We start from the raw sequence: 18,573 nt of genomic DNA on the forward strand, positions 1-18,573 counted from the left end.
TCAGCCATCCGCGAGTGAGCCGCTGCCGTCGGGGCCGGTCACGATGACCCGGCTGCTCACGGCGGTCCCGAACGGGACGATCGTGACCTGCCACGTCTGCGGCGACCCGACGTCGATCGTGGTCGTCGCCCGCCGGACCAAGGGCGGGACACGATCGACGGCCAGGGCCCGGAGGTCGAAACGCGGTACCTGGGCGCCTGTCGGCGCGAAGACCACGGTCAGCCGCCGGTCCTCGACGACCACGGTGATCACCTGGGAGACGTCCGCGGCCTGCGCCAGCGAGTCGATCGCCCGGCGCAACTCCCCCTCGCCCAGCAGTGACCTGTCGACGTTGACGGTCGCGGATCCCGACGAGGAGGTGGTCACGCTGGACTGGTCTTCCTCCGTTCGTTCGGGCGCTCCCGGCGCGAACAGTTCGGCGCGGAACAGGACCAGCACGAGCGCCGCGCCGAGCAGAAACCCGAGGACCGAGAGCGCACCGAACGCGCAGCCCTCCGGCGGATCCTGCACCAGGCTGGACTCCGGGGCGGATTCGATCTCCGCCTTGGCCACGCGCCGTTCCCATTCCGGGGACAGCCGCTCCGCGATCCGCGCCTTCCACGGCCGGGACGGCGGGTACTGGACGACGAGGATGCCACCCGGCCGATAGTCCGGGAGGTCGACCAGGTTCACGCCGTGGGTGATCTTCACGCGGTGCGTCGCCGCGCCGTCGGGCGCGACGGTGAGCTCGAAAAGGACCGGGACGTCTCCCGTCTCGGTGCCGTTGGCCCGGAGACTCTCGATCTTCGCGAGCGCGACCACCGGGGCGATCCTCGCCTCGCGAGCCCGCAGCGGCGCCCCGGCCAGGTAGAGCAGGATCCCGTAGACGAAGGGAAGTCCCACGCCGACGATGATCAGCGGGACGTACTCGATGATGATGCCCACCACGAAGGCGGACAGGGTAGTCCCGACGACGATCCCCGTCAGAAACCCGCGGGCGAGGGCAAGCGGTCCTGGGACAGCGGACATGAACGTATCTCCAGACTTTCGGGGCGGGGCTCAGTCCGCGGGCAGCCAGTCACCGAGGGTGGGATGGCGCCGCAGCGCCACGAAGATCTTCTTGTCGTCGCCGGGTGAAACCGGATCGAACAGCACCACGGCGGTCGCGATCGTGGTGTCCCTGGTGCGGCGGGTCACCCAGTGCCGGACGCCCGCGAGGTCCAGGAAGGACACCGTCACGTCCGCGCCCACGACACGGGTGCCCGACTCGTCCCCCGACAGGCGCACTTTCACTTCGACGATCGCGGCGGGCACCCGCCGCCCTTCCCGCAGCAGCCGGTCCCTGGTCCGGACCATCTCGGCGTACCGGCGCGAAACTCCGGCGGCGTACCACAGCACCAGCGACGTCAGGACGAACAGGAGCGCGGGCGCCCACCGGTCGGCGTAGTACAGCAGCCACGCCCAGAACCCCCACTTTTCGTCCCGGTGGAAGACGGGGTCGACCGCGGTGCCGACGGCGAGCGGCGGAAGCCACCCTCGCGACGAGTCCCAGACGCCGAGCGTACTGGCCGCCAAGACCAGCACGGCCGGGAACACCGGTCCCGACGGCCGTCCCTGGTAGCGCCGCGCGGCCGCCCCGGCGAGACTGCCCGCGGCGAGGGCCCCGAGTAAGCCGAAAGTTCCCCATACCGGCCCGTACGGCGGTTCGCCGTCGCCGCGGTCGTCGAAGACGCTGTCGATCGCCATGGTCCGGAGCTGCCCGAGGAGTTCGCCGAAGCCGTGTCCGGTGACGAAGCCGCAGGCCAGGGCGACCACCGAAGCCAAGATCGCGCCCACGAGCAGGCGGCGGTCTCCCCGCAGGCGTTCGACGCGGTCGTACCGGGCCCGCTCCGGGTCCACTGTGTTCATGACGTTCACCTCCGTTCGGTCCGCACTCAGCTTTCGCCGTGCCCGGTGCTACCGAACCCAGGTTTTGCTTCCTAATACAATTAGGCAAATCCAGAATGGACTATGCTAGCGTGGCAGGCATGGCACGAGCGGGACTGACCACGGAGCGCGTGATCCTGGCGGGCGCGGAGATGGCCGACGAGATCGGCTTCGAACAGGTGACCCCGACAGAGCTCGCGAAACGGTGCGGCGTCAAAACGGCGAGCCTGTACTCACACGTGAAGAACGCCCACGAGCTGAAGACCGGGATCGCCCTGCTGGCCTTGGCGGAGCTCGCCGACCTGGCCGCGACCGCGGTGGCGGGCCTGGCAGGCAGGGACGCGCTGATCGCGTTGGCGAACGTCCACCGCGACTACGCCCTCGAACACCCCGGCAGATTCACCGCGGCGAGATTCCGGCTGGCGCCCGAGCAGGCCGCCACCAGCGCCGGCGTCCGGCACGCCGGGTTGATGCGCGCGATCCTGCGCGGTTACGACCTGGCCGAGCCGCACCAGACGCACGCGGTACGGCTGCTGGGCAGCGTCTTCAGCGGCTTCGTCGGCCTGGAGGCCGCGGGCGGCTTCAGCCACAGCACCCCCGGCTCGCAGGAGAGCTGGACCGAAATCCTCGACGCGCTGGACGTCCTGCTGCGCGCTTGGCCCCGAAGGAAATGACAGAGGAAATGTTCACGACCCCGATCACCGCCGCCCTCGTCCGCGGCGCCCTCGACCTCGAGTACACCGAACGCGGCGTACTCCCCCATCGGCTTCCCCCGCAGGCCAGGCAGCAGATCCCCGACGGGCAGCTGGCCATGACCGAAGCGCAGCCGTCCGGTGTGCGGCTGGTCTTCCGTACCGCGGCCACGATCGTCGAACTGGACGTCATCGCCACCAAACGGGTTTACGTCGGCGTGCCCGCCAGGCCCGACGGCGTCTACGACCTGCTCGTCGACGGGCGGCTCGCAGGACAGGCGAGCGTGGACGACGGCGACACCCTCACCATCGACATGGCAGGCGGCACCGCCGAAGCCAAGCCCGGCCCTGTCCGCACCCTGCGCTTCACCGGCCTGCCGGATGACGAGAAGGACGTCGAGATCTGGCTGCCGCACGACGAAACCACCCGGCTGGTCACCTTGCGCACCGATTCGACCGTCCACAGCGCACAGTCGAACGGGCGCAAGACCTGGCTGCACCACGGCAGCTCCATCAGTCACGGCTCCAACGCGGCGACCCCGACCGGGACCTGGCCCGCCACGGCCGCGGCCCTCGCCGGAGTCGATCTGGTCAATCTGGGCTTCGGCGGCAGCGCACTGCTCGACCCGTTCACCGCCCGCGCCATGCGGGACACCGCCGCGGACCTGATCAGCGTCAAGATCGGCATCAACCTGGTCAACTCGGACGGGATGCGGCTGCGGGTGTTCGGCCCGGCCGTGCACGGTTTCCTCGACACCATCCGGGACGGGCATCCCACCACGCCGTTGCTGGTCGTCTCGCCGATCCATTGCCCCATCCACGAACACACCCCTGGCCCGTGCGCGTTCGACCCGGACGGCCTGAGCGAAGGCAAGGTGAAGTTCATCGCCACCGGCGATCGGGCGGAGACCAAGGCGGGGAAGCTGACACTGACCACGATCCGCGGCGAACTCGCCCGCATCGTCAAGGAACGGAGCACGACCGATCCGAACCTGCACTACCTCGACGGCCTCGAACTCTACGGGGAGACGGACCACGTCGACCTGCCATTGCCCGACAACCTCCATCCGGACGCGGCCACGCACCGGCTCATGGGAGAGCGTTTCGCGCGGCTCGCTTTCGGCGATGGGGGTACGTGGGCCTCGTGAGTGGCCAGGCTTGTTGGAGCGGACCTGACCTGCGTGAGGGCGGTGCTACTGGAGCGTTGAGCGTCCCCATTCCTGCGCCGTCGCGGGTCGTCCCCACGGCCGCGTTGCGAAAGCCACTTTCGCAACGCTGAAGGTTGCGAAAGTGGCTTTCGCAACGCGCCTTCCCGCCGGACCGCGCCGGGTCCAGGGGGTCGTGAGCGGTAAGGATGGTCAGAACCCACGAGGCTAGGCCGGGGGTGTGAACGCGGCAGGGGCGAACTCCGTTTGCTGTGCGCGAATACGTCAGTAGGCCGAACGGCGGGGTACCTATCTTTCTTCCTGTCCAACGAAAGTCGGTATCCGTCACAGACGGGCACGGATCACCATGATCGGCACCGGATCAATCGGTGCCGGGTCACCTTGGCCGTGCCCGGCGACCCCACTGTGTCCAGTGCGGCCACCCCTCGCGCTGGTTCCTTCCTCGCGAAAGTGAGTCACCGGTATGCGCACAAACCCCTTAGCCCGTACCGCCACCACCTTGGTGGCCGCGGCCGCGGTCATCGGCTTCCTCGCGCCGTCGACGGCTACCGCCACCACGATCGAGGGCTACTCCCCCACCGTGCAGGACGAGGCGGTCTCGTCCCTCGCGTCGGACGCCGGGATCAGCCAGGCCGCCGCCACCGAGTTCCTCCGGGCCCAGACGGCCGGCGTCGAAACGCTGCAGAAGGCCACCGCGTCCCTGGGCGCCCGTGCCGCCGACGGCTACCTCGACGACTCCGCCAAACCGGTGGTGAACGTGCTCGACCAGGCCGCGGCGGACCAGGTGATCGCGAGCGGAGCACAGGCCCGCGTGGTCAAGCACTCCAGCGCGGCGCTGACGAGCGCGCAGAACGCCCTGCAGGCGTTGCCCACGGTCACGCACACGTCGATCGGCCTCGACCCGAAGACCAACCAGGTCGTGCTGACCGTGTCCGACGCGGCCAAGGGCTCCGAAGCCCTCGTGAAGGCCGCGGAAGCGCTCGGTGACCGGGTGCGGGTGGAGCGGACCACCGGCGAGATGCACACCGCGATCTACAACGGCGAAGCCATCACCGGCGGCGGCACGCGCTGCTCGGTCGGGTTCAACACCAACAAGGGCGGCCAGAACTACATCCTGGACGCCGGTCACTGCACCCGCGCGGTGTCGCAGTGGAACGTCGGACCGTCGCAGGGCGCCAGCTTCCCGACCAACGACTACGGCCTGATCCGCAACACCAGCGGCAGCGGACCCGGCGCGGTCAGCCTGTGGAACGGCTCCACCCAGAAGATCGCCTCCTCCGCGGCCGCCACCGTCGGGCAGCGGATCAGCAAGAGCGGCAGCACCACCCACCTCACCTCGGGTTCGGTGCAGCGGCTGAACGTCACGGTGAACTACTCGGAAGGCTCGGTCTACGAGCTGATCCAGACCAGCGCGCTGGTCAACCCCGGTGACTCGGGCGGCTGCCTGTTCGCCGGCAGCGTCGGACTGGGCATCACCTCCGGCAAGGGCAGCGGTACCTCGTACTTCCAGCCGATCGGTGAGGCGCTGAGCGCCTATGGCGTCGCGCTCAACAAGTAGTCTCTTACCGAAGCCGGGTCTTGGTCACGCCGACCGGGATCCGGCTTCGGCCTGTGCGTGGAAGTGTTCGACCGTGTGGTCGCGAAAGCGTTGGGCGGCAGCGGAAAGGTACGTGTCCTCGCGCCACGCGACGCTGAGCACGCGACGGCACTCGGGGTCGTCGACCTCGAGCCAGACCACCGACGTGCTCGTGTCGGCCCGCAGTCCCAGAGAGGGCACGAACGCGATGCCGAGACCCGCGTCGATCAGCTGGAACAGCACAGCCGCTTCGTCACCCTCACAGACGATGTGGAGGTCGAGACCCGCTTTCGCGAAGAGGCGCTCGACGAGCGCGCGCTGCCAGTAACCGGGCCGAGTGGTGAGGAACGGCTCGCCCGCGAGGTCGGCGAGGCCGACGCGACCGCGTCCGGCGAGCCGGTGACCGGCCGGAACGCAGAGCATCACCGGTTCGTCGAGTAGCACCCGGCTCCGGATGTCGTTGCCGGACAGGGGTTGCGACGTGATGCACAGATCGACGTCGCCGGATCGCAGTGTCTCCGCCATGCCCTCCGCCGATGCCTGGGACAGCCGCACGTCCACCAGCGGATGGCCCGGAACGAAGGTGCGAAGCGGTTCGGTGAGGACGAGCAGGCTTTCGGCCACGACGGTGACGGTGCCGCGCTCCAGCCCGGCGGCGTCGTCGAGTTCCTGCCGGGCGTCGTCGAGTTCGGCCAGTGCCCGGTCGACGCGACGGAGGAAGGCGGCGCCGAACCGGTTGAGCCGGATCCGGCGGCCGTGCCGGTCGAACAGCGGGACGCCGAGCTCACTTTCCAGCCTGGCCAAGGTCCGGCTGAGCGACGGCTGCGCGACACGGAGCTTCTCGGCGGCGCGGCCGACGTGTTCGAGCCGGGCGACCGCCTGGAAGTACCGGAGGGCCAGGAGATCCACTACTGATACCTCACTTGTTATGAGTAGATAACCTATCTTGTCTTGGACAGCATAAGGCGTCGGCTCCTACGTTCGGACGCGTGAGTGAAACCCTGACCAGCCCGAGCCGGAAGGCGAACGGGACGCTGATGGTGAACCGGGTGCTCGTGAGCGCCCACGCCGTCGCGATCATCGGCCAGCCGGTGTTCGCCGGCGGCTACCTCGGCGGCGACTACGACATGCTCTGGCTGCATCGCTGGGGTGCCGACGCCGTGTCGTTCGTGGCGTACGCGCAGATCCTGACAGCGCTGGCCCTCTGGCTGGTGCGCGGGCCACGCTGGCTGTTCTGGGTCAGCCTGCTGCTCGCGGCGGGCGAGACCGCGCAGTACTTCGCCGGGCTGGCGGGCGCGCTCGACCTGCACGTCCCGCTCGGCGTCGCCCTCGTCACCGGAATGGTGCTGACGACCATCGCCGTCTGGCGGCCACAGAACTGGCGGAGCCGATGAGCCGCCGTCTGCCCCGCAGGACCTTCCTCGGGCTCGCCGGCGGGGCCGGTGTCCTCGTCGCCGCGGGAATCGCCGCGCCCCGCCTGATCGCGCAGGGCGCGCCGGGGACCGGGGAACTGCTGCGCAGCGGGCTCCCGCTGCCGGAACCGTTCCGCGTGCCACTGCCGATCCCGCCGGTCCTGCGTCCACAAAGGACGGCCGACGCCGATCACCACACGATCGTCCAGCGGGCCGCGACGGCCGAGATCCTGCCCGGCGTCCGGACGCCGATCTGGGGCTACGACGGGATCTTCCCCGGTCCGACGATCGAATCACGGCGGGACCGGACCACGGTGGTGCACCACCGCAACGAACTTCCCGTCCCGACCGTGGTCCACCTGCACGGCGGCCACACCCCCGCCGAGTCCGACGGCTACCCGACCGACCTCGTCCTGCCGGTGTCCGGCTGGGACGCCGGGCACGCCGGGCACGGCATGGTCGACGCCCGCGCGCGGGTCACCAGCGGCGAACGCGACTACGTCTTCCCGTTGCGGCAACGGGCCGCGACCCTGTGGTACCACGATCACCGCATGGACTTCACCGGTCCGGCCGTGTACCGGGGCCTGGCCGGTTTCCATCTCGTCCGCGACGACGAGGAGGACGCGCTGGGGCTCCCGTCCGGGGAGCGCGAGCTGCCGCTGATGATCGCCGACCGCTCCTTCGACGAGCACGGCGCCTTCGCCTATCCCTCCCTCGACCGGACGTTGCGGACCACTCCGGGCGTGGAAAGTGCTTACGTGGAGGGCGTTTTCGGTGACGTCATCCTGGTGAACGGCGCGCCGTGGCCGAGGCACGAAGTGGCGGCCGTGCGGTACCGGCTGCGTCTCCTCAACGGTTCCAACGCCCGCCGCTACGACCTGGCGCTCGATCCGCCGCCACCCGGCGGTGGTGGTTTCGTCCAGATCGGCGCCGACCAAGGCCTGCTCGACGTGCCACGCGAACACGATCATCTGCCGATCGCGCCCGCGGAACGCTACGACGTCGTCGTCGACTTCGGCCGGTACCCGGTCGGCACCGAGGTCACCCTGGTGAACCGGCTCGGCACCGGCTCGACCGCCCAGGTCATGCGGTTCGTCGTCGCCCGGCGGGCACCGGACGGCAGCCGGGTCCCGGCGAAGCTCGGCGAGATCCCGCCGCTCACTCGTGCGCAGGCCACGACCACCCGCGACTTCTCGTTCCGAGCCGGTACCGTCCACGGCCGCGCGGGCTGGGTGATCGGCGGGGAGCCGTTCTCGCCGGATCTGATGTCGGCGAGCCCTCGCCTCGGCGACGTGGAGATCTGGCGGTTCGTCGCCGACATCCACCACCCCGTGCATCTCCACCTGGTCGGGTTCCGGATCGTTTCGCGCGGTGGACGGGAGCCGGGGCCGTTCGACGGCGGCATCAAGGACACCGTGGACCTGGCCCCTGGTGAGTCGGTCGAGGTCATCGCCCGCTTCGATGGCTACCGCGGGCGTTACGTCTTCCATTGCCACAACGCCGAACACGAGGACATGGCGATGATGGCGAACTTCGAGGTGCTCTGATCACGTGAGTTCCGCCTTCAATCACGCGAGATCGCCGTTCAATCACGTGAGTTCGCCGCCTGATCACGGGATCGGACCGGGTTGGTCAGCTCGCCGACCCCCTCGATCGCCACGGTGACCTCGTCCCCCGGTTTCATCGGCCCGACCCCGGCCGGGCTGCCGGTGAGCACGACGTCGCCGGGGCGCAAGGTGAACCAGCGGGTCACCCACGCGAGGATCGCGGGCACGCCGAAGATCATCTCCCCGGTGGTGGCTCGCTGGACGGTCCGGTCGTTGATCCGCGTGGTCACCTCGAGGTCTCCGTTCTCGATGCCGGTGGTGATCCAGGGCCCGAGCGGCAGGAACGTGTCGGCGCTCTTGGCCCGCGCCCATTGGCCGTCGGCCCGCCAGTCGTGCGCGGTGACGTCGTTGGCGCAGGTGTAGCCGAGGACATGAGACAGCGCGTTCTCGACGGTCAGGTTCCGCGCGGTCCTGCCGATGACGACGGCCAGTTCCCCTTCGTACTCCAGGCGTTCGACCTCGGGCGGATGCAGGATCGGCCGCCCTGGGCCGGTGATGGCGTTGGGCGCCTTGAGGAACAGGGCGGGCCGCTCCGGCCACGGGCGGCCTTTTTCCTTCAGCTGACAGGGATAGTTGCTGCCCACGCAGACGATCGTGCGCGGATCGCACGGCGCGAGCAGCCGGATGCCGGACAGCGGCCCGACGACCTCGCCGGGGCCGGTGACCGGGTCGTACGCGCGGACGAGGTCGTCGTCGACGCACCCCGTCCGGGCGGTTCCCTCGACGTCGAAGCGGATCAGGCGCATGCCGGACCACCGAGCGCTTCGCGGACCAGTTCGAGCGGGTGCCACGCCGTCCGGCCCGCCCCGTGGAAGATCTGCTGGCGGCACGAAACCCCGGTGGCGGCGACCAGTGTCTCGGCCGGTTCCTGTTCCAGCGCGGGGAAAAGCCGGTCGCGACCGACGGCCATCGACGTCTCGTAGTGTTCGGCCTCGAAGCCGAACGAGCCCGCCATCCCGCAACATCCGGAGTCGATCTCGGCGACTTCCAGCCCTGGGATACGGCGCAGGAGCGCCATGGTGGCGGCGGTGCCGACCTCCGCTTTCTGGTGGCAGTGTCCGTGGAAGACCACCCGCCGTCCGCTGAGCCATGATCGCTCCGCCAGTTTCAGCCTGCCGTCGTCGATGGCCTCGACGAGCAGCTCCTCGACCTGCCGCACTCGTTCCTTGATCTGCCGCGCTTCGGGAAGTTCCGGCAGCAGCGCCAGCGTCTCGTCCCGCAACGTGAACACGCACGACGGTTCGCATCCGACGATCGGCGATCCCGGCTCGGTGTCGCGGGCCAGGGAGGTGACCAGTCCGGCGGCCTTCTTCTTGGCGTCGTCGAGCAGCCCTTTGGACAGGCTCGACCGTCCGCAGCAACCTCCTGACGCGAGTTCCACCGCCCAGCCCGCGCTTTCGAGCAGTTCGATGGCCGCCTTGCCGATCTGCGGTTCGGTGAAGGTGGTGAAGGAATCCGCCAGCCAGTTCACCGTGCCCGCCGTCCCCGGCACCGTGCCACGGCGGCGGTTCCAGCGCACGAGGTTGTCCCGCACGAACTTCGGCAGCGGCCGTTCGGCCTTGATACCGACGGTCCGTTCCATGAGCTTGCGCAGCGGCCCGATCCGGCCGGGCACATTGGACAGCGGCGCGGTGGCCGAACCGAGCCGGTTGAGAAACCGGATCGAGCCGAAGATCCGCGACCGCAGCGGCGTGCCGTGCTCCTCGTGGTGCTGGTGCAGGGTTTCGGCCTTGAGCGAGGCCATGTCGACGCTCATCGGGCATTCGCTCTTGCAGGCCTTGCACATCAGGCACAGATCGAGGATCTCGTGCAGCCGTTCCCCGCCGAGCGCGGCCTTCGGATCCGGCTCCGACAGCGCCTTGACCAGGGCGTTGGCGCGACCGCGCGTGGAATGCTCCTCCTGCAGGGTGACCTGGTACGACGGGCACATCACGCCGCCGGTGGTCTTGCGGCACAACCCGATGTTCATGCAGCGGTCCGCGGCGTCACGCATCCCGCCCCCGCCGATGACCTCGAACGACAGCATGGTCCGCAGCGGCGGCGCGGGCGGCAGGGCGTCGCGGTCGCGCAGGTTCTCCGTCATCGGGGGCGCGTCGACGATCTTGCCGGGGTTCATCGTGCCCGCCGGGTCGAACAGCTTCTTGACCTGGCGCATGGCTTCGTACAGTTCGTCACCGAAGATCTCGCGGTTGAACTCCGAACGGGCGAGGCCGTCGCCGTGTTCCGACGAGTTCACCCCGCCGAATTCGGCCACCAGGTCCTTGATCTTCTCCGCGACCACGCGCATGGTGTCGACCTGCGCGGGATCGGTGAGGTCGACGAACGGCCGGATGTGCAGGCAGCCGACCGAACAATGACCGTAGAACCCGGCTTCGAGGCCGTGCTCGTCGAGGATCTCCTTGAAGCGCGCGGTGTAGTCCGCGAGGTGTTCGGGCGCGACGGCGGTGTCCTCGATGAACGCCAGCGGCCGCTTGGTGCCCTCGCCCGCCGCCATCAGCAGCCCGAGACTGGACTTGCGCACCTTGAGCAGCGCCGCCTGTTCGGCGGCCGTGACCAGCTTCAGCGTGTGGTATCCGTGTCCGTTGCGCTGCCACAGTCCGGCGACCTCGTCGAGCTTGACCGCGAGTTCGGCCTCGTCGTCACCGGAGAAGGACACGAACAGCAGCGCCGCCGGGTCTCCGACGAGATGGTTGCCGAGGTCGGCGTACTCGATCTTCCGCCGCGAGAGGTCGAGGATGGTCTTGTCCATCATTTCGACCTGATGCGGCCCGCAGCCGAGCGCGTCGAGCGTGGCCGAGATCGCGCCGTGCGTCGTCTCGAAATGCCCGACCGCGTAGACGGTCTTCTTCGGCTTGGGCACCAGATCGACTTCGATCCGGGTGGCCAGCACGAGGGTGCCTTCGGCACCGATGACGAATTTGGCCAGGTCGAAGGGCTTGTCGTCGCCGTACCCGGCGAGGCGGTCGAGCCGGTAGCCGCAGGCGCGTCGCCAGAACAGCGGCATGCCTTTGGCGATGGCGTCCTCGTGCGCGGTGACGAGTGCGGGCAGTTCGCGGTAGATGCGGCCTTCGAGGGTGTCCGCTTCGGCCCGGCGCACGCGTTCGGTTTCGCTCACCGGTTCCAGGCGGGCGGTGGAGCCGTCGGCGAGGACGACGTCCAGCGCGCGGATGTGGTCGATGGTCATCCCGAAGGTCAGCGACCCGGAACCCGCCGAGTTGTTGCCCGCCATCCCGCCGATGGTGGCGCGGTTGCTGGTGGAGGTGTCCGGCCCGAACATCAGCCCGTGCGCGGCCGCCGCCTTGTTCAGCTGATCCTGGACGACGCCGGGTTCGACGACGGCGGTGCGCGCGACGGGGTCGAGGTCGATGATCCGGTTCAGGTGCCGGGACAGGTCGAGCACCAGGCCGGGGCCGACGGTCTGCCCGGCCAGGCTCGTGCCCGCCCCTCTCGGGACGATGGGCACGCCGAACTCCGCCGCCGTGGCGACGGCCGCGGCGACGTCCTCGTGATCGCGGGGGAACACGACACCCAGCGGCGTGATCGCGTACATGCTCGCGTCGCGGGAGAACAGGTGACGCGTGTAGTCGTCGAAGGCGACTTCGCCTTTGATCCGCGCGTGCAGCGCGTCTTCGAGCGGGCTGGTGCGGGTCAGTTCGGCGGTCATCGGCGGGCCCTCAGTCGTTCTGCAGCAGTTCGAGGGCGTCCTGAAGGCCGCGTGGATCGGCGGGGGCGCCGGCGAGTGCCAGTCCCATTTGGACTCCCGCGAGGGTGCCGGCGAGCGTGAGATCGTTGAACGCACCGAGATGCCCGATGCGGAAGATCTTCCCGGCCAGTTTGCCCAGTCCCGCGCCCAGGGACAGGTCGAACCGGTCGAGGATGATCGCGCGGACCTTGTCGGCGTCGACGCCCTCGGGCATCAGGACCGCGGTCAGCGCGCCGGAGTGCTCACGTTCGTCCTGGCAGAGGACCTCCAGTCCCCAGCCGCGTACGGCGACCCGCGTGGCGGCGGCGTGCCGGGCGTGGCGCGCGAACACGTTCCCCAGGCCCTCGTCGGACAGCAGGCGCAAGGCTTCCCGCAGGCCGTACATGAGGTTGGTGTTGGGGGTATACGGGAAGAATCCGCGTTCGTTCGCGGTGAGCATCGGGCCCCAGTCCCAGAACACCTTCGGCAGGCACGCGGTCTTCGCGGCGTTGAGCGCCTTGTCGCTGATCGCGTTGAAACTCATGCCCGGCGGGAGCATGAGCCCCTTCTGCGAACCCGCGACGGTGACGTCGACACCCCATTCGTCGTGCCGGTAGTCGATCGAGCCCAGCGACGAGATGGTGTCGACCAGCAGCAGCGCCGGATGTCCGGCGGCGTCGATCGCGGCGCGGATCTCCGGCACCCGGCTGGTGACACCGGTCGAGGTCTCGTTGTGCACCACGCAGACCGCCTTGATCCGGTGCGCGGTGTCCGCGGCGAGCCTGTCGGCGACCACCTCGGGATCCGCGCCGTGCCGCCAGTCCCCCGGCACGAAGTCGACGTGCAGCCCCAGGCCGCGCGCCATCTCCTGCCACAGCGTGGCGAAGTGACCGGTCTCGAAGGCCAGCACGGTGTCGCCGGGGCTGAGGGTGTTGGTCAGGGCCGCCTCCCACGCGCCGGTCCCGGTGGCGGGATAGATGACCACCGGGTTCGTGGTGCCGAAGACGGGCTTGATGTCGCGCAGCAGCCCGCTCGCCAGCTCCTGGAACTCGGGTCCGCGATGGTCGATGGTCGCCGCCGACATCGCCCGGAGCACCACGTCCGGAACGTTGGTCGGGCCCGGAATCTGCAGGAAGTGACGTCCGGCCGCGTATGTCATGTGCGCCTCCACGCTCGGCTTCGAGATGTTCCACAGAGCGAAACCTTGGTCTCGCTGCTTGAAAGGTATACCGTGTACCGAACTCCGTCGAGGGGGTACCCGGAACAAACCCGACCCGATTCCCTGAATGTGCCGATTCCCTGAATGTGTCAGCGCCGACCGCAGAGGATTCCGATGTCCATACAACTCGTCACCGTCGTGGCGCTCGCCCTGGTCTTCCTGATCGCGACCGTGCTCCCCGTCCACATGGGAGCACTGGCGTTCGTCGCCGCCTTCGTGATCGGCACGGCGTTCGCCGGGGAAAGCACCGACGACATCGTCTCGGGCTTCCCCGGCGATCTCTTCGTCATCCTGGTCGGGGTGACGCTGCTGTTCGCGATAGCCAAAGGCAATGGCACCGTCGACCGGCTCGTGCACCTGGTGGTGCGCGCCGTCGGCGGGCGGATCGCCCTGATCCCCTGGGTGATGTTCGTCGTCACCGCGGCACTGACCGCGGTCGGCGCGGTGGTACCGGCGGCGGTGGCGATCATCGCGCCGATCGGCATGGGGTTCGCCCGCCGCTACGCGATCAATCCGCTGCTGATGGGCCTGCTGATCATCAACGGCGCCAGCGCGGGCGGCTTCTCCCCCATCAGCATCTTCGGCAGCATCGTCAACGGTGTCGTCGCCCGCGACAACCTGCCGAGCGATCCGGGGCTGCTGTTCGCGTCTTCCTTCGCTTTCAACCTGGTGCTGAGTGTCGTGGTGTTCTTCCTCTTCGGCGGCCGTGAACTGATCCGCCGGACTTCGGCCGCCAAGACCCGGATGGCCGCCGCGGCGGCACTGGCGCCGACCGGTTCACCGGCGGGCACGACGATCACCGGCGAGCCCGCGCCTTCCGGTGGCGACGAACCCGAGGAACGTCTACCGCTCACCCGCGATCACGTGTTCACCCTGATCGGGCTGGCGGCGCTGGCGGTGGGCGCCCTGGCGTTCAAACTCGACGTCGGGTTCACCGCGCTGACCGTGGCGACGGTGCTGTCGCTGGTCTCACCAGGCTCGGCGAAGACGGCCATCGGCGAGGTGGCGTGGCCGACGGTGCTGCTGATCTGCGGGATCGTCACCTTCGTCTCGCTGATGGAGCGGGTCGGCACGATCGACTGGCTCGGCAATCTGGTGACGCGGATCGGTGCGCCCCTGCTGGCCGCGATCCTGATCTGCGCGATCGGCGCGGTGGTCTCGGCGTTCGCGTCGACGACCGGGATCCTCGGCGCGCTCATCCCCTTGGCCGTGCCGTTCCTGCTGGCGGGCGAGGTCGGCGCGGTCAGCATGATCATCGCGCTGGCGATCTCGTCTTCGGTCGTCGACTCGTCGCCGTTCTCCACCAGTGGCGCACTGGTGGTGGCGAACGCGCCCGCCGGCCAGAACGACAACGTGTTCCGGGGCCTGATGGTCTGGGGCTTCAGCATGTGCCTCATCGCGCCCGTCGCCACCTGGCTGCTGTTCATCCTGCCCGGCTGGGGCTGAATTCCCTCCACATCGGACGGTCCACGGGGGATCGTCCGATGTGGACTTCAGCGCGAGCGGCGTTCGGCCAGCCAGCGCTCGGAGTCGGGAGTGCCGCCGTCGAGCTGGTCCACCACCTCGTCGAGGAAGCTGCCGTGACCGTGATCGGCCAGCGCCTTCAGCACCGCGTCCGGATCGCCGCCCTCGATGATCGTCAGCAGATCGCGGTGCCGCTCGACGTTCTGCAGCAACGATTCGCCGTCGCGGCGGGCGCTGCGGTTGAGCGCCATGCACAGCTGCATCTGCAAGGACAGCGCACGATAAGCCTCGGTGACGCGCTCGTGCCCGGCCAGCGCGACGATCGACTGATGGAAGTCGTATTTGCGCTGTGTGAAGACACCCTCGTCGCCGTCCAGGGCCGCTTGCTCGAAGGCGGCCAAGGCGTTCCGGCAGGCCTGTAAGCGCTCCGGCGAGCGGACCGGGATCCCGATCCGGACGGCGAAGGCCTCGAGCTCTTCGCGCAGGGTGATGATCTCGTAGACGTCATGGCGGGTCAGGGGGCGGACGATGACACCGCGCCGAGGATGGGGCACGACGAGTCCTTCGAACGCCAGGACCTGCAACGCTTCGCGCAGCGGCGGGCGGGACACCCCGAGCCGCTCGGTGAGCTTGGCCTCGACCAAACGTGTGCCGGGCGGGAGTTCGCCGGAAAGTATCATCGCGCGCAGCGCTTGGGTGGCCAGGTCGGCCATGCTCGGCGGCGCGACGATCCGGCCGTCTTCGTACTGCACGGCACCCGCGGAACTCGTGGTCATCCAGACCCCTCCCTTTCTGTATACGGTATATCAATTGCTTTCGCCCGGCATGAGCGGTACGTCACTTCCCACTCGGTTGGACTTTCCGTCCAGTGCTTATACAGTCAGTCTCGTGACCAACGAGCATCCGTATCCTCCGGCCTTCCGCAGTGGCGACCTGGTTTCCGTGTCCGGACGGCTCGGCGTGACCGGGACCGGAGAACTCGTGCCCGGCGGATTCGACGCCGAATGCCCGCGGGCCTTCGCCAACCTCGACGCCGCGCTGCTTTCGGTGGGCGCGAGCCGGGCCGACGTGGTGAAGGTCGTCGTCTACCTGACCGACATCGCCGACCGTGACAGCCTCAACCGCGTCTACGAGGAGTTCTTCGCCGAGCCCCGGCCCGCCCGCACGTGCGTCGGGGTCGCGTCACTGCCCTACGGCGGCGCCGTCGAAGTCGAGGCCCTCGCACGGGTACGCGATGTCTGAGCAGGACGCGATCCTCGACGCGCTCGCCCCGGTGGCCGACGGCATCGCGGCGACGCTCGGCTCGTTCTGCGAGGTCGTGGTGCACGACTTCCGCCGCCCGGAGCGGTCGGTGGTGGCGATCGCCGGTTCGGTCACCGACCGCAGCGTCGGCGGGTCGATGAGTGAGATCGGCATGGGCCTGCTCGCCCGCGGCGACGAGGCCGAAGACCAGCTGAACTACGTCACCAGGACGGCGTCCGGGAAGCTGGTGAAGTCTTCGACCATGCTGCTGCGCGACAGTGGCGGCTCGGTGTTCGGCGCGCTGTGCGTGAACCTCGACGTCACCGCGCTGGGCCAGCTCAAGACCCTGGTCGGTGAACTCGCCGACGTCGGCACCGTCGCCGAAACGCCGACCACCACCTTCGGCGACGACGTCGACGCCGTCGTGGACGCGATCGTCGACGAACACCAGCTCCGGCTGAACAAACCCTGGACCGCGCTCAGCCGCGAAGAACGGCTCGACCTGTTCCGCAGCTTGCACGCGCGGGGCGTCTTCGCCGTCCGCCGGGCCGTACCCCAGGTCGCGGCCAGGATCGGGATCTCCCGAGCCTCCGCTTACAACTATCTCGCCGAAATCCGCGATCAAGGAGCATCATGACCGCCCCCGTGACCATCGACGACATCCGCGACGCCGCCGCCCGCCTGGCCGGTGTCGCACACCGGACGCCGGTCGTGCGTTCCCGGACGCTCGACGACCTCGTCGGCGCCGAGGTCTTCATCAAGTGCGAGAACCTCCAGCGCGTCGGGGCCTTCAAGTTCCGCGGCGCGTACAACGCCGCTTCCCGGCTCTCCCCGGACCAGCTGGCCAAGGGCATCGCCGCGTATTCCTCGGGCAACCACGCCCAGGCCGTCGCGCTCGCCGCGCGGGAACTCGGGAGCAGCGCGGTGATCCTGATCCCGGAGGACACCCCGCAGTCCAAAAAGGACGCCACCGCGGGCTACGGCGCCGAGATCGTCACCTACGACCGGTACACCGGCGACCGCGTCGCGATCGGCGAGGCGCTCGCGGCCGAACGCGGCCTCGCGCTCATCCCGCCGTACGAGCACCCGCACGTCATCGCCGGTCAGGGCACCGCGGCGCTGGAACTGCTGGAGGAGACCGATTCCCTCGACACCCTGGTCGTCCCGGTCGGCGGCGGTGGCCTGATCGCGGGCAGCTCGACAGCCGCGAAGGCCGTGCGGCCCGGTATCCGGGTCGTCGGCGTCGAACCCGCCGCGGGCGACGACACCAAACGCTCGCTGGAAGCCGGGGAACGCGTCTCGATCCCGGTGCCCCGCACGATCGCCGACGGCCAGGCGGCCGAGATCCCCGGCGAGCTGACCTTCTCGATCAACAAGCGGCTCGTCGACGACATCGCGCTCGTCACCGACGACCAGGTCCGGGACGCGATGCGGTTCGCGTTCGAGCGGCTGAAGCTGGTCATGGAGCCGAGCGGGGCGACCGGCCTCGCGGCGCTGCTCAGCGGTCAGGTGCCCGTTTCGGGGCGGGTCGGGGTGATCATCAGCGGCGGGAACGTCAGCCCGGAACGCTTCGCCGAACTGATCGCCGTCTGACGCGTTTCGTCCGCTGAACGCGCTGGTCAGAGACCGAGGCCGGCTGCCAGTACGGGCCACGAGTTCCGCAGCGCCCGCTGCCAGTAGGGCCAGCTGTGCGTGCCGTCGCCGTAGTAGTCGACGGTCACCGGAATCCCCTTGGACTTCAACTGATCCGTGAAGCTCGTGGAGGACGTCAGCGCCGCCGGTTCGAAGAAGTCGGACTGCCCCGGCGGGTCGAGCGGCCCGGTCTTCCCGTTTCCGCACGAGACGTAGAGCGCCGTGCCGCGCAGGTCGTCGACGTGGTCGTACGGGTTGTTCGCCGTCCACAGCGGACGCATCCCCCAGCTGTCACCCCAGAGTTCGAGGTAGTTGAAGATCCCCGCGCGGGCGAGGATTCCCTGGATGAACAGAGGAGCTCCCTGGTTCAACGTGTTCGGCACCCCGCTGTAGGACGCCGCCGCGGCGAACATCCCCTTGTGCTTGAACGAATACGCGAGCGCGCCGTACCCGCCGATCGACAGCCCCGCGATCGCGCGGCGGGTGCCTGCCCGGTAGCCGCGTTCGACGATCTGCCGCACCTCCAGGGTGTGGAAGGTGTCCCAGTCCGGGGTGCTCTTGAGGCCGAAGTTCCACCATTTCGTGTACATCCCGGCCGGTCCGCCGGTCGGCATGACGACGAGGGCGTCCTTGTCCGCGGTGAACGCCTTGACGTCGGTGAACTGGTCCCATGAGCGGTAGTCGACCGGTTCGCAGCAGCCGTGCAGCAGGTACAGCGTTGGCCAGGTCCGCGCGGGCTGCGCGGACCAGCCCGCCGGGACCAGCAGGCGGACCATGCCGGTGGTGCCGAGGGCGGGCGAGCTGATCTTGAGGTCGACCGTGCGCGCGTCCAGCCAGGTCTCCTCGACGACCTTCGCCCCGTCGTCCGCGGTGACCTGCGCCGGCGCCGCGGTCGCCGGGATCGAGCTGCCGAGCAGGGCGACCATGGACAACACCAGCAGACCCCACCACCGCGTTCGGTTCATCGCTTCTCCTC

General features: G+C 69.2%; 17 protein-coding genes. 9 read left to right on the top strand and 8 right to left on the bottom strand.

Annotated features, from left to right (window positions below):
- Together AMYAL_RS0138040 and AMYAL_RS0138045 are read right to left on the bottom strand one after the other, a co-directional pair.
- A complete protein-coding gene (locus AMYAL_RS0138040; RefSeq protein ID WP_020636545.1) occupies positions 1 to 1,008 on the bottom strand; it encodes a hypothetical protein in 1,008 nt (335 codons plus the stop codon).
- Between the two features lie 30 nt (positions 1,009 to 1,038).
- Positions 1,039 to 1,887, bottom strand: coding sequence for a hypothetical protein (locus tag AMYAL_RS0138045; protein WP_020636546.1), 849 nt, complete (start codon positions 1,885 to 1,887; stop codon positions 1,039 to 1,041).
- A gap of 119 nt (positions 1,888 to 2,006) precedes the next feature.
- Between AMYAL_RS0138045 and AMYAL_RS0138050 the strand changes: the two genes are divergently transcribed.
- The 3 genes from AMYAL_RS0138050 to AMYAL_RS0138060 all read left to right on the top strand — a co-directional run bounded on the left by AMYAL_RS0138050 (position 2,007) and on the right by AMYAL_RS0138060 (position 5,321).
- Positions 2,007 to 2,579 (top strand): TetR/AcrR family transcriptional regulator, encoded by a 573-nt coding sequence (locus AMYAL_RS0138050; RefSeq protein ID WP_020636547.1) that lies wholly within the window; start codon positions 2,007 to 2,009, stop codon positions 2,577 to 2,579.
- A gap of 8 nt (positions 2,580 to 2,587) precedes the next feature.
- On the top strand, positions 2,588 to 3,745 hold the full coding sequence (locus AMYAL_RS0138055; RefSeq protein ID WP_020636548.1) for a GDSL-type esterase/lipase family protein: 1,158 nt from the start codon (positions 2,588 to 2,590) through the stop codon (positions 3,743 to 3,745).
- 481 nt (positions 3,746 to 4,226) lie between these two features.
- On the top strand, positions 4,227 to 5,321 hold the full coding sequence (locus AMYAL_RS0138060) for a S1 family peptidase (RefSeq protein WP_039794780.1): 1,095 nt from the start codon (positions 4,227 to 4,229) through the stop codon (positions 5,319 to 5,321).
- 24 nt (positions 5,322 to 5,345) lie between these two features.
- Here AMYAL_RS0138060 and AMYAL_RS0138065 read toward each other — a convergent pair whose 3' ends face one another.
- Positions 5,346 to 6,248 (bottom strand): LysR family transcriptional regulator, encoded by a 903-nt coding sequence (locus AMYAL_RS0138065; RefSeq protein ID WP_020636550.1) that lies wholly within the window; start codon positions 6,246 to 6,248, stop codon positions 5,346 to 5,348.
- A gap of 80 nt (positions 6,249 to 6,328) precedes the next feature.
- Here AMYAL_RS0138065 and AMYAL_RS0138070 point away from each other — a divergent pair, with 80 nt between their 5' ends.
- A complete protein-coding gene (locus AMYAL_RS0138070; RefSeq protein ID WP_020636551.1) occupies positions 6,329 to 6,733 on the top strand; it encodes a hypothetical protein in 405 nt (134 codons plus the stop codon).
- Positions 6,730 to 8,298 carry a multicopper oxidase family protein gene (locus tag AMYAL_RS0138075; RefSeq protein WP_020636552.1) on the top strand — a complete coding sequence of 523 codons (1,569 nt, stop codon included), beginning with the start codon at positions 6,730 to 6,732 and terminating at the stop codon, positions 8,296 to 8,298. The genes AMYAL_RS0138070 and AMYAL_RS0138075 overlap by 4 nt, the downstream gene beginning before the upstream one ends.
- Before the next feature lie 38 nt (positions 8,299 to 8,336).
- Here AMYAL_RS0138075 and AMYAL_RS0138080 read toward each other — a convergent pair whose 3' ends face one another.
- The 3 genes from AMYAL_RS0138080 to AMYAL_RS0138090 are packed head-to-tail and all read right to left on the bottom strand — an operon-like array spanning position 8,337 to position 13,199.
- Positions 8,337 to 9,104 (bottom strand): fumarylacetoacetate hydrolase family protein, encoded by a 768-nt coding sequence (locus AMYAL_RS0138080; RefSeq protein WP_020636553.1) that lies wholly within the window; start codon positions 9,102 to 9,104, stop codon positions 8,337 to 8,339.
- On the bottom strand, positions 9,095 to 12,022 hold the full coding sequence (locus AMYAL_RS0138085) for an FAD-binding and (Fe-S)-binding domain-containing protein (RefSeq protein ID WP_020636554.1): 2,928 nt from the start codon (positions 12,020 to 12,022) through the stop codon (positions 9,095 to 9,097). Before AMYAL_RS0138085 ends, AMYAL_RS0138080 begins: the two co-directional genes overlap by 10 nt.
- Positions 12,023 to 12,032: 10 nt before the next feature.
- Entirely contained in the window at positions 12,033 to 13,199 is a 1,167-nt protein-coding gene (locus AMYAL_RS0138090) for a pyridoxal-phosphate-dependent aminotransferase family protein (RefSeq protein ID WP_020636555.1), read from the bottom strand.
- A 174-nt stretch (positions 13,200 to 13,373) separates the two neighbouring features.
- Here AMYAL_RS0138090 and AMYAL_RS0138095 point away from each other — a divergent pair, with 174 nt between their 5' ends.
- Positions 13,374 to 14,705, top strand: coding sequence for an SLC13 family permease (locus AMYAL_RS0138095; RefSeq protein ID WP_020636556.1), 1,332 nt, complete (start codon positions 13,374 to 13,376; stop codon positions 14,703 to 14,705).
- 47 nt (positions 14,706 to 14,752) lie between these two features.
- Here the strand turns inward: AMYAL_RS0138095 and AMYAL_RS0138100 are convergent, their stop codons facing one another.
- Positions 14,753 to 15,499: a GntR family transcriptional regulator gene (locus AMYAL_RS0138100; RefSeq protein WP_020636557.1), complete on the bottom strand. Its 747-nt coding sequence runs from the start codon at positions 15,497 to 15,499 to the stop codon at positions 14,753 to 14,755.
- Positions 15,500 to 15,611: 112 nt separating this feature from the next.
- Between AMYAL_RS0138100 and AMYAL_RS0138105 the strand changes: the two genes are divergently transcribed.
- Genes AMYAL_RS0138105 through AMYAL_RS0138115 form a run of 3 tightly spaced genes read left to right on the top strand, consistent with a single transcriptional unit; the run spans position 15,612 to position 17,558 of the window.
- Positions 15,612 to 15,965, top strand: coding sequence for a RidA family protein (locus AMYAL_RS0138105; protein WP_020636558.1), 354 nt, complete (start codon positions 15,612 to 15,614; stop codon positions 15,963 to 15,965).
- Positions 15,958 to 16,602 carry a helix-turn-helix transcriptional regulator gene (locus tag AMYAL_RS0138110; protein WP_020636559.1) on the top strand — a complete coding sequence of 215 codons (645 nt, stop codon included), beginning with the start codon at positions 15,958 to 15,960 and terminating at the stop codon, positions 16,600 to 16,602. Before AMYAL_RS0138105 ends, AMYAL_RS0138110 begins: the two co-directional genes overlap by 8 nt.
- On the top strand, positions 16,599 to 17,558 hold the full coding sequence (locus AMYAL_RS0138115) for a pyridoxal-phosphate dependent enzyme (protein ID WP_020636560.1): 960 nt from the start codon (positions 16,599 to 16,601) through the stop codon (positions 17,556 to 17,558). The genes AMYAL_RS0138110 and AMYAL_RS0138115 overlap by 4 nt, the downstream gene beginning before the upstream one ends.
- 26 nt (positions 17,559 to 17,584) lie before the next feature.
- On the opposite strand, the gene AMYAL_RS0138120 is transcribed toward AMYAL_RS0138115, so the two are convergent.
- Positions 17,585 to 18,562 carry an alpha/beta hydrolase gene (locus tag AMYAL_RS0138120; protein WP_020636561.1) on the bottom strand — a complete coding sequence of 326 codons (978 nt, stop codon included), beginning with the start codon at positions 18,560 to 18,562 and terminating at the stop codon, positions 17,585 to 17,587.
- Positions 18,563 to 18,573 lie beyond the last annotated feature (11 nt).

The organism is Amycolatopsis alba DSM 44262 (genome assembly GCF_000384215.1).
GTDB lineage: Bacteria > Actinomycetota > Actinomycetes > Mycobacteriales > Pseudonocardiaceae > Amycolatopsis > Amycolatopsis alba.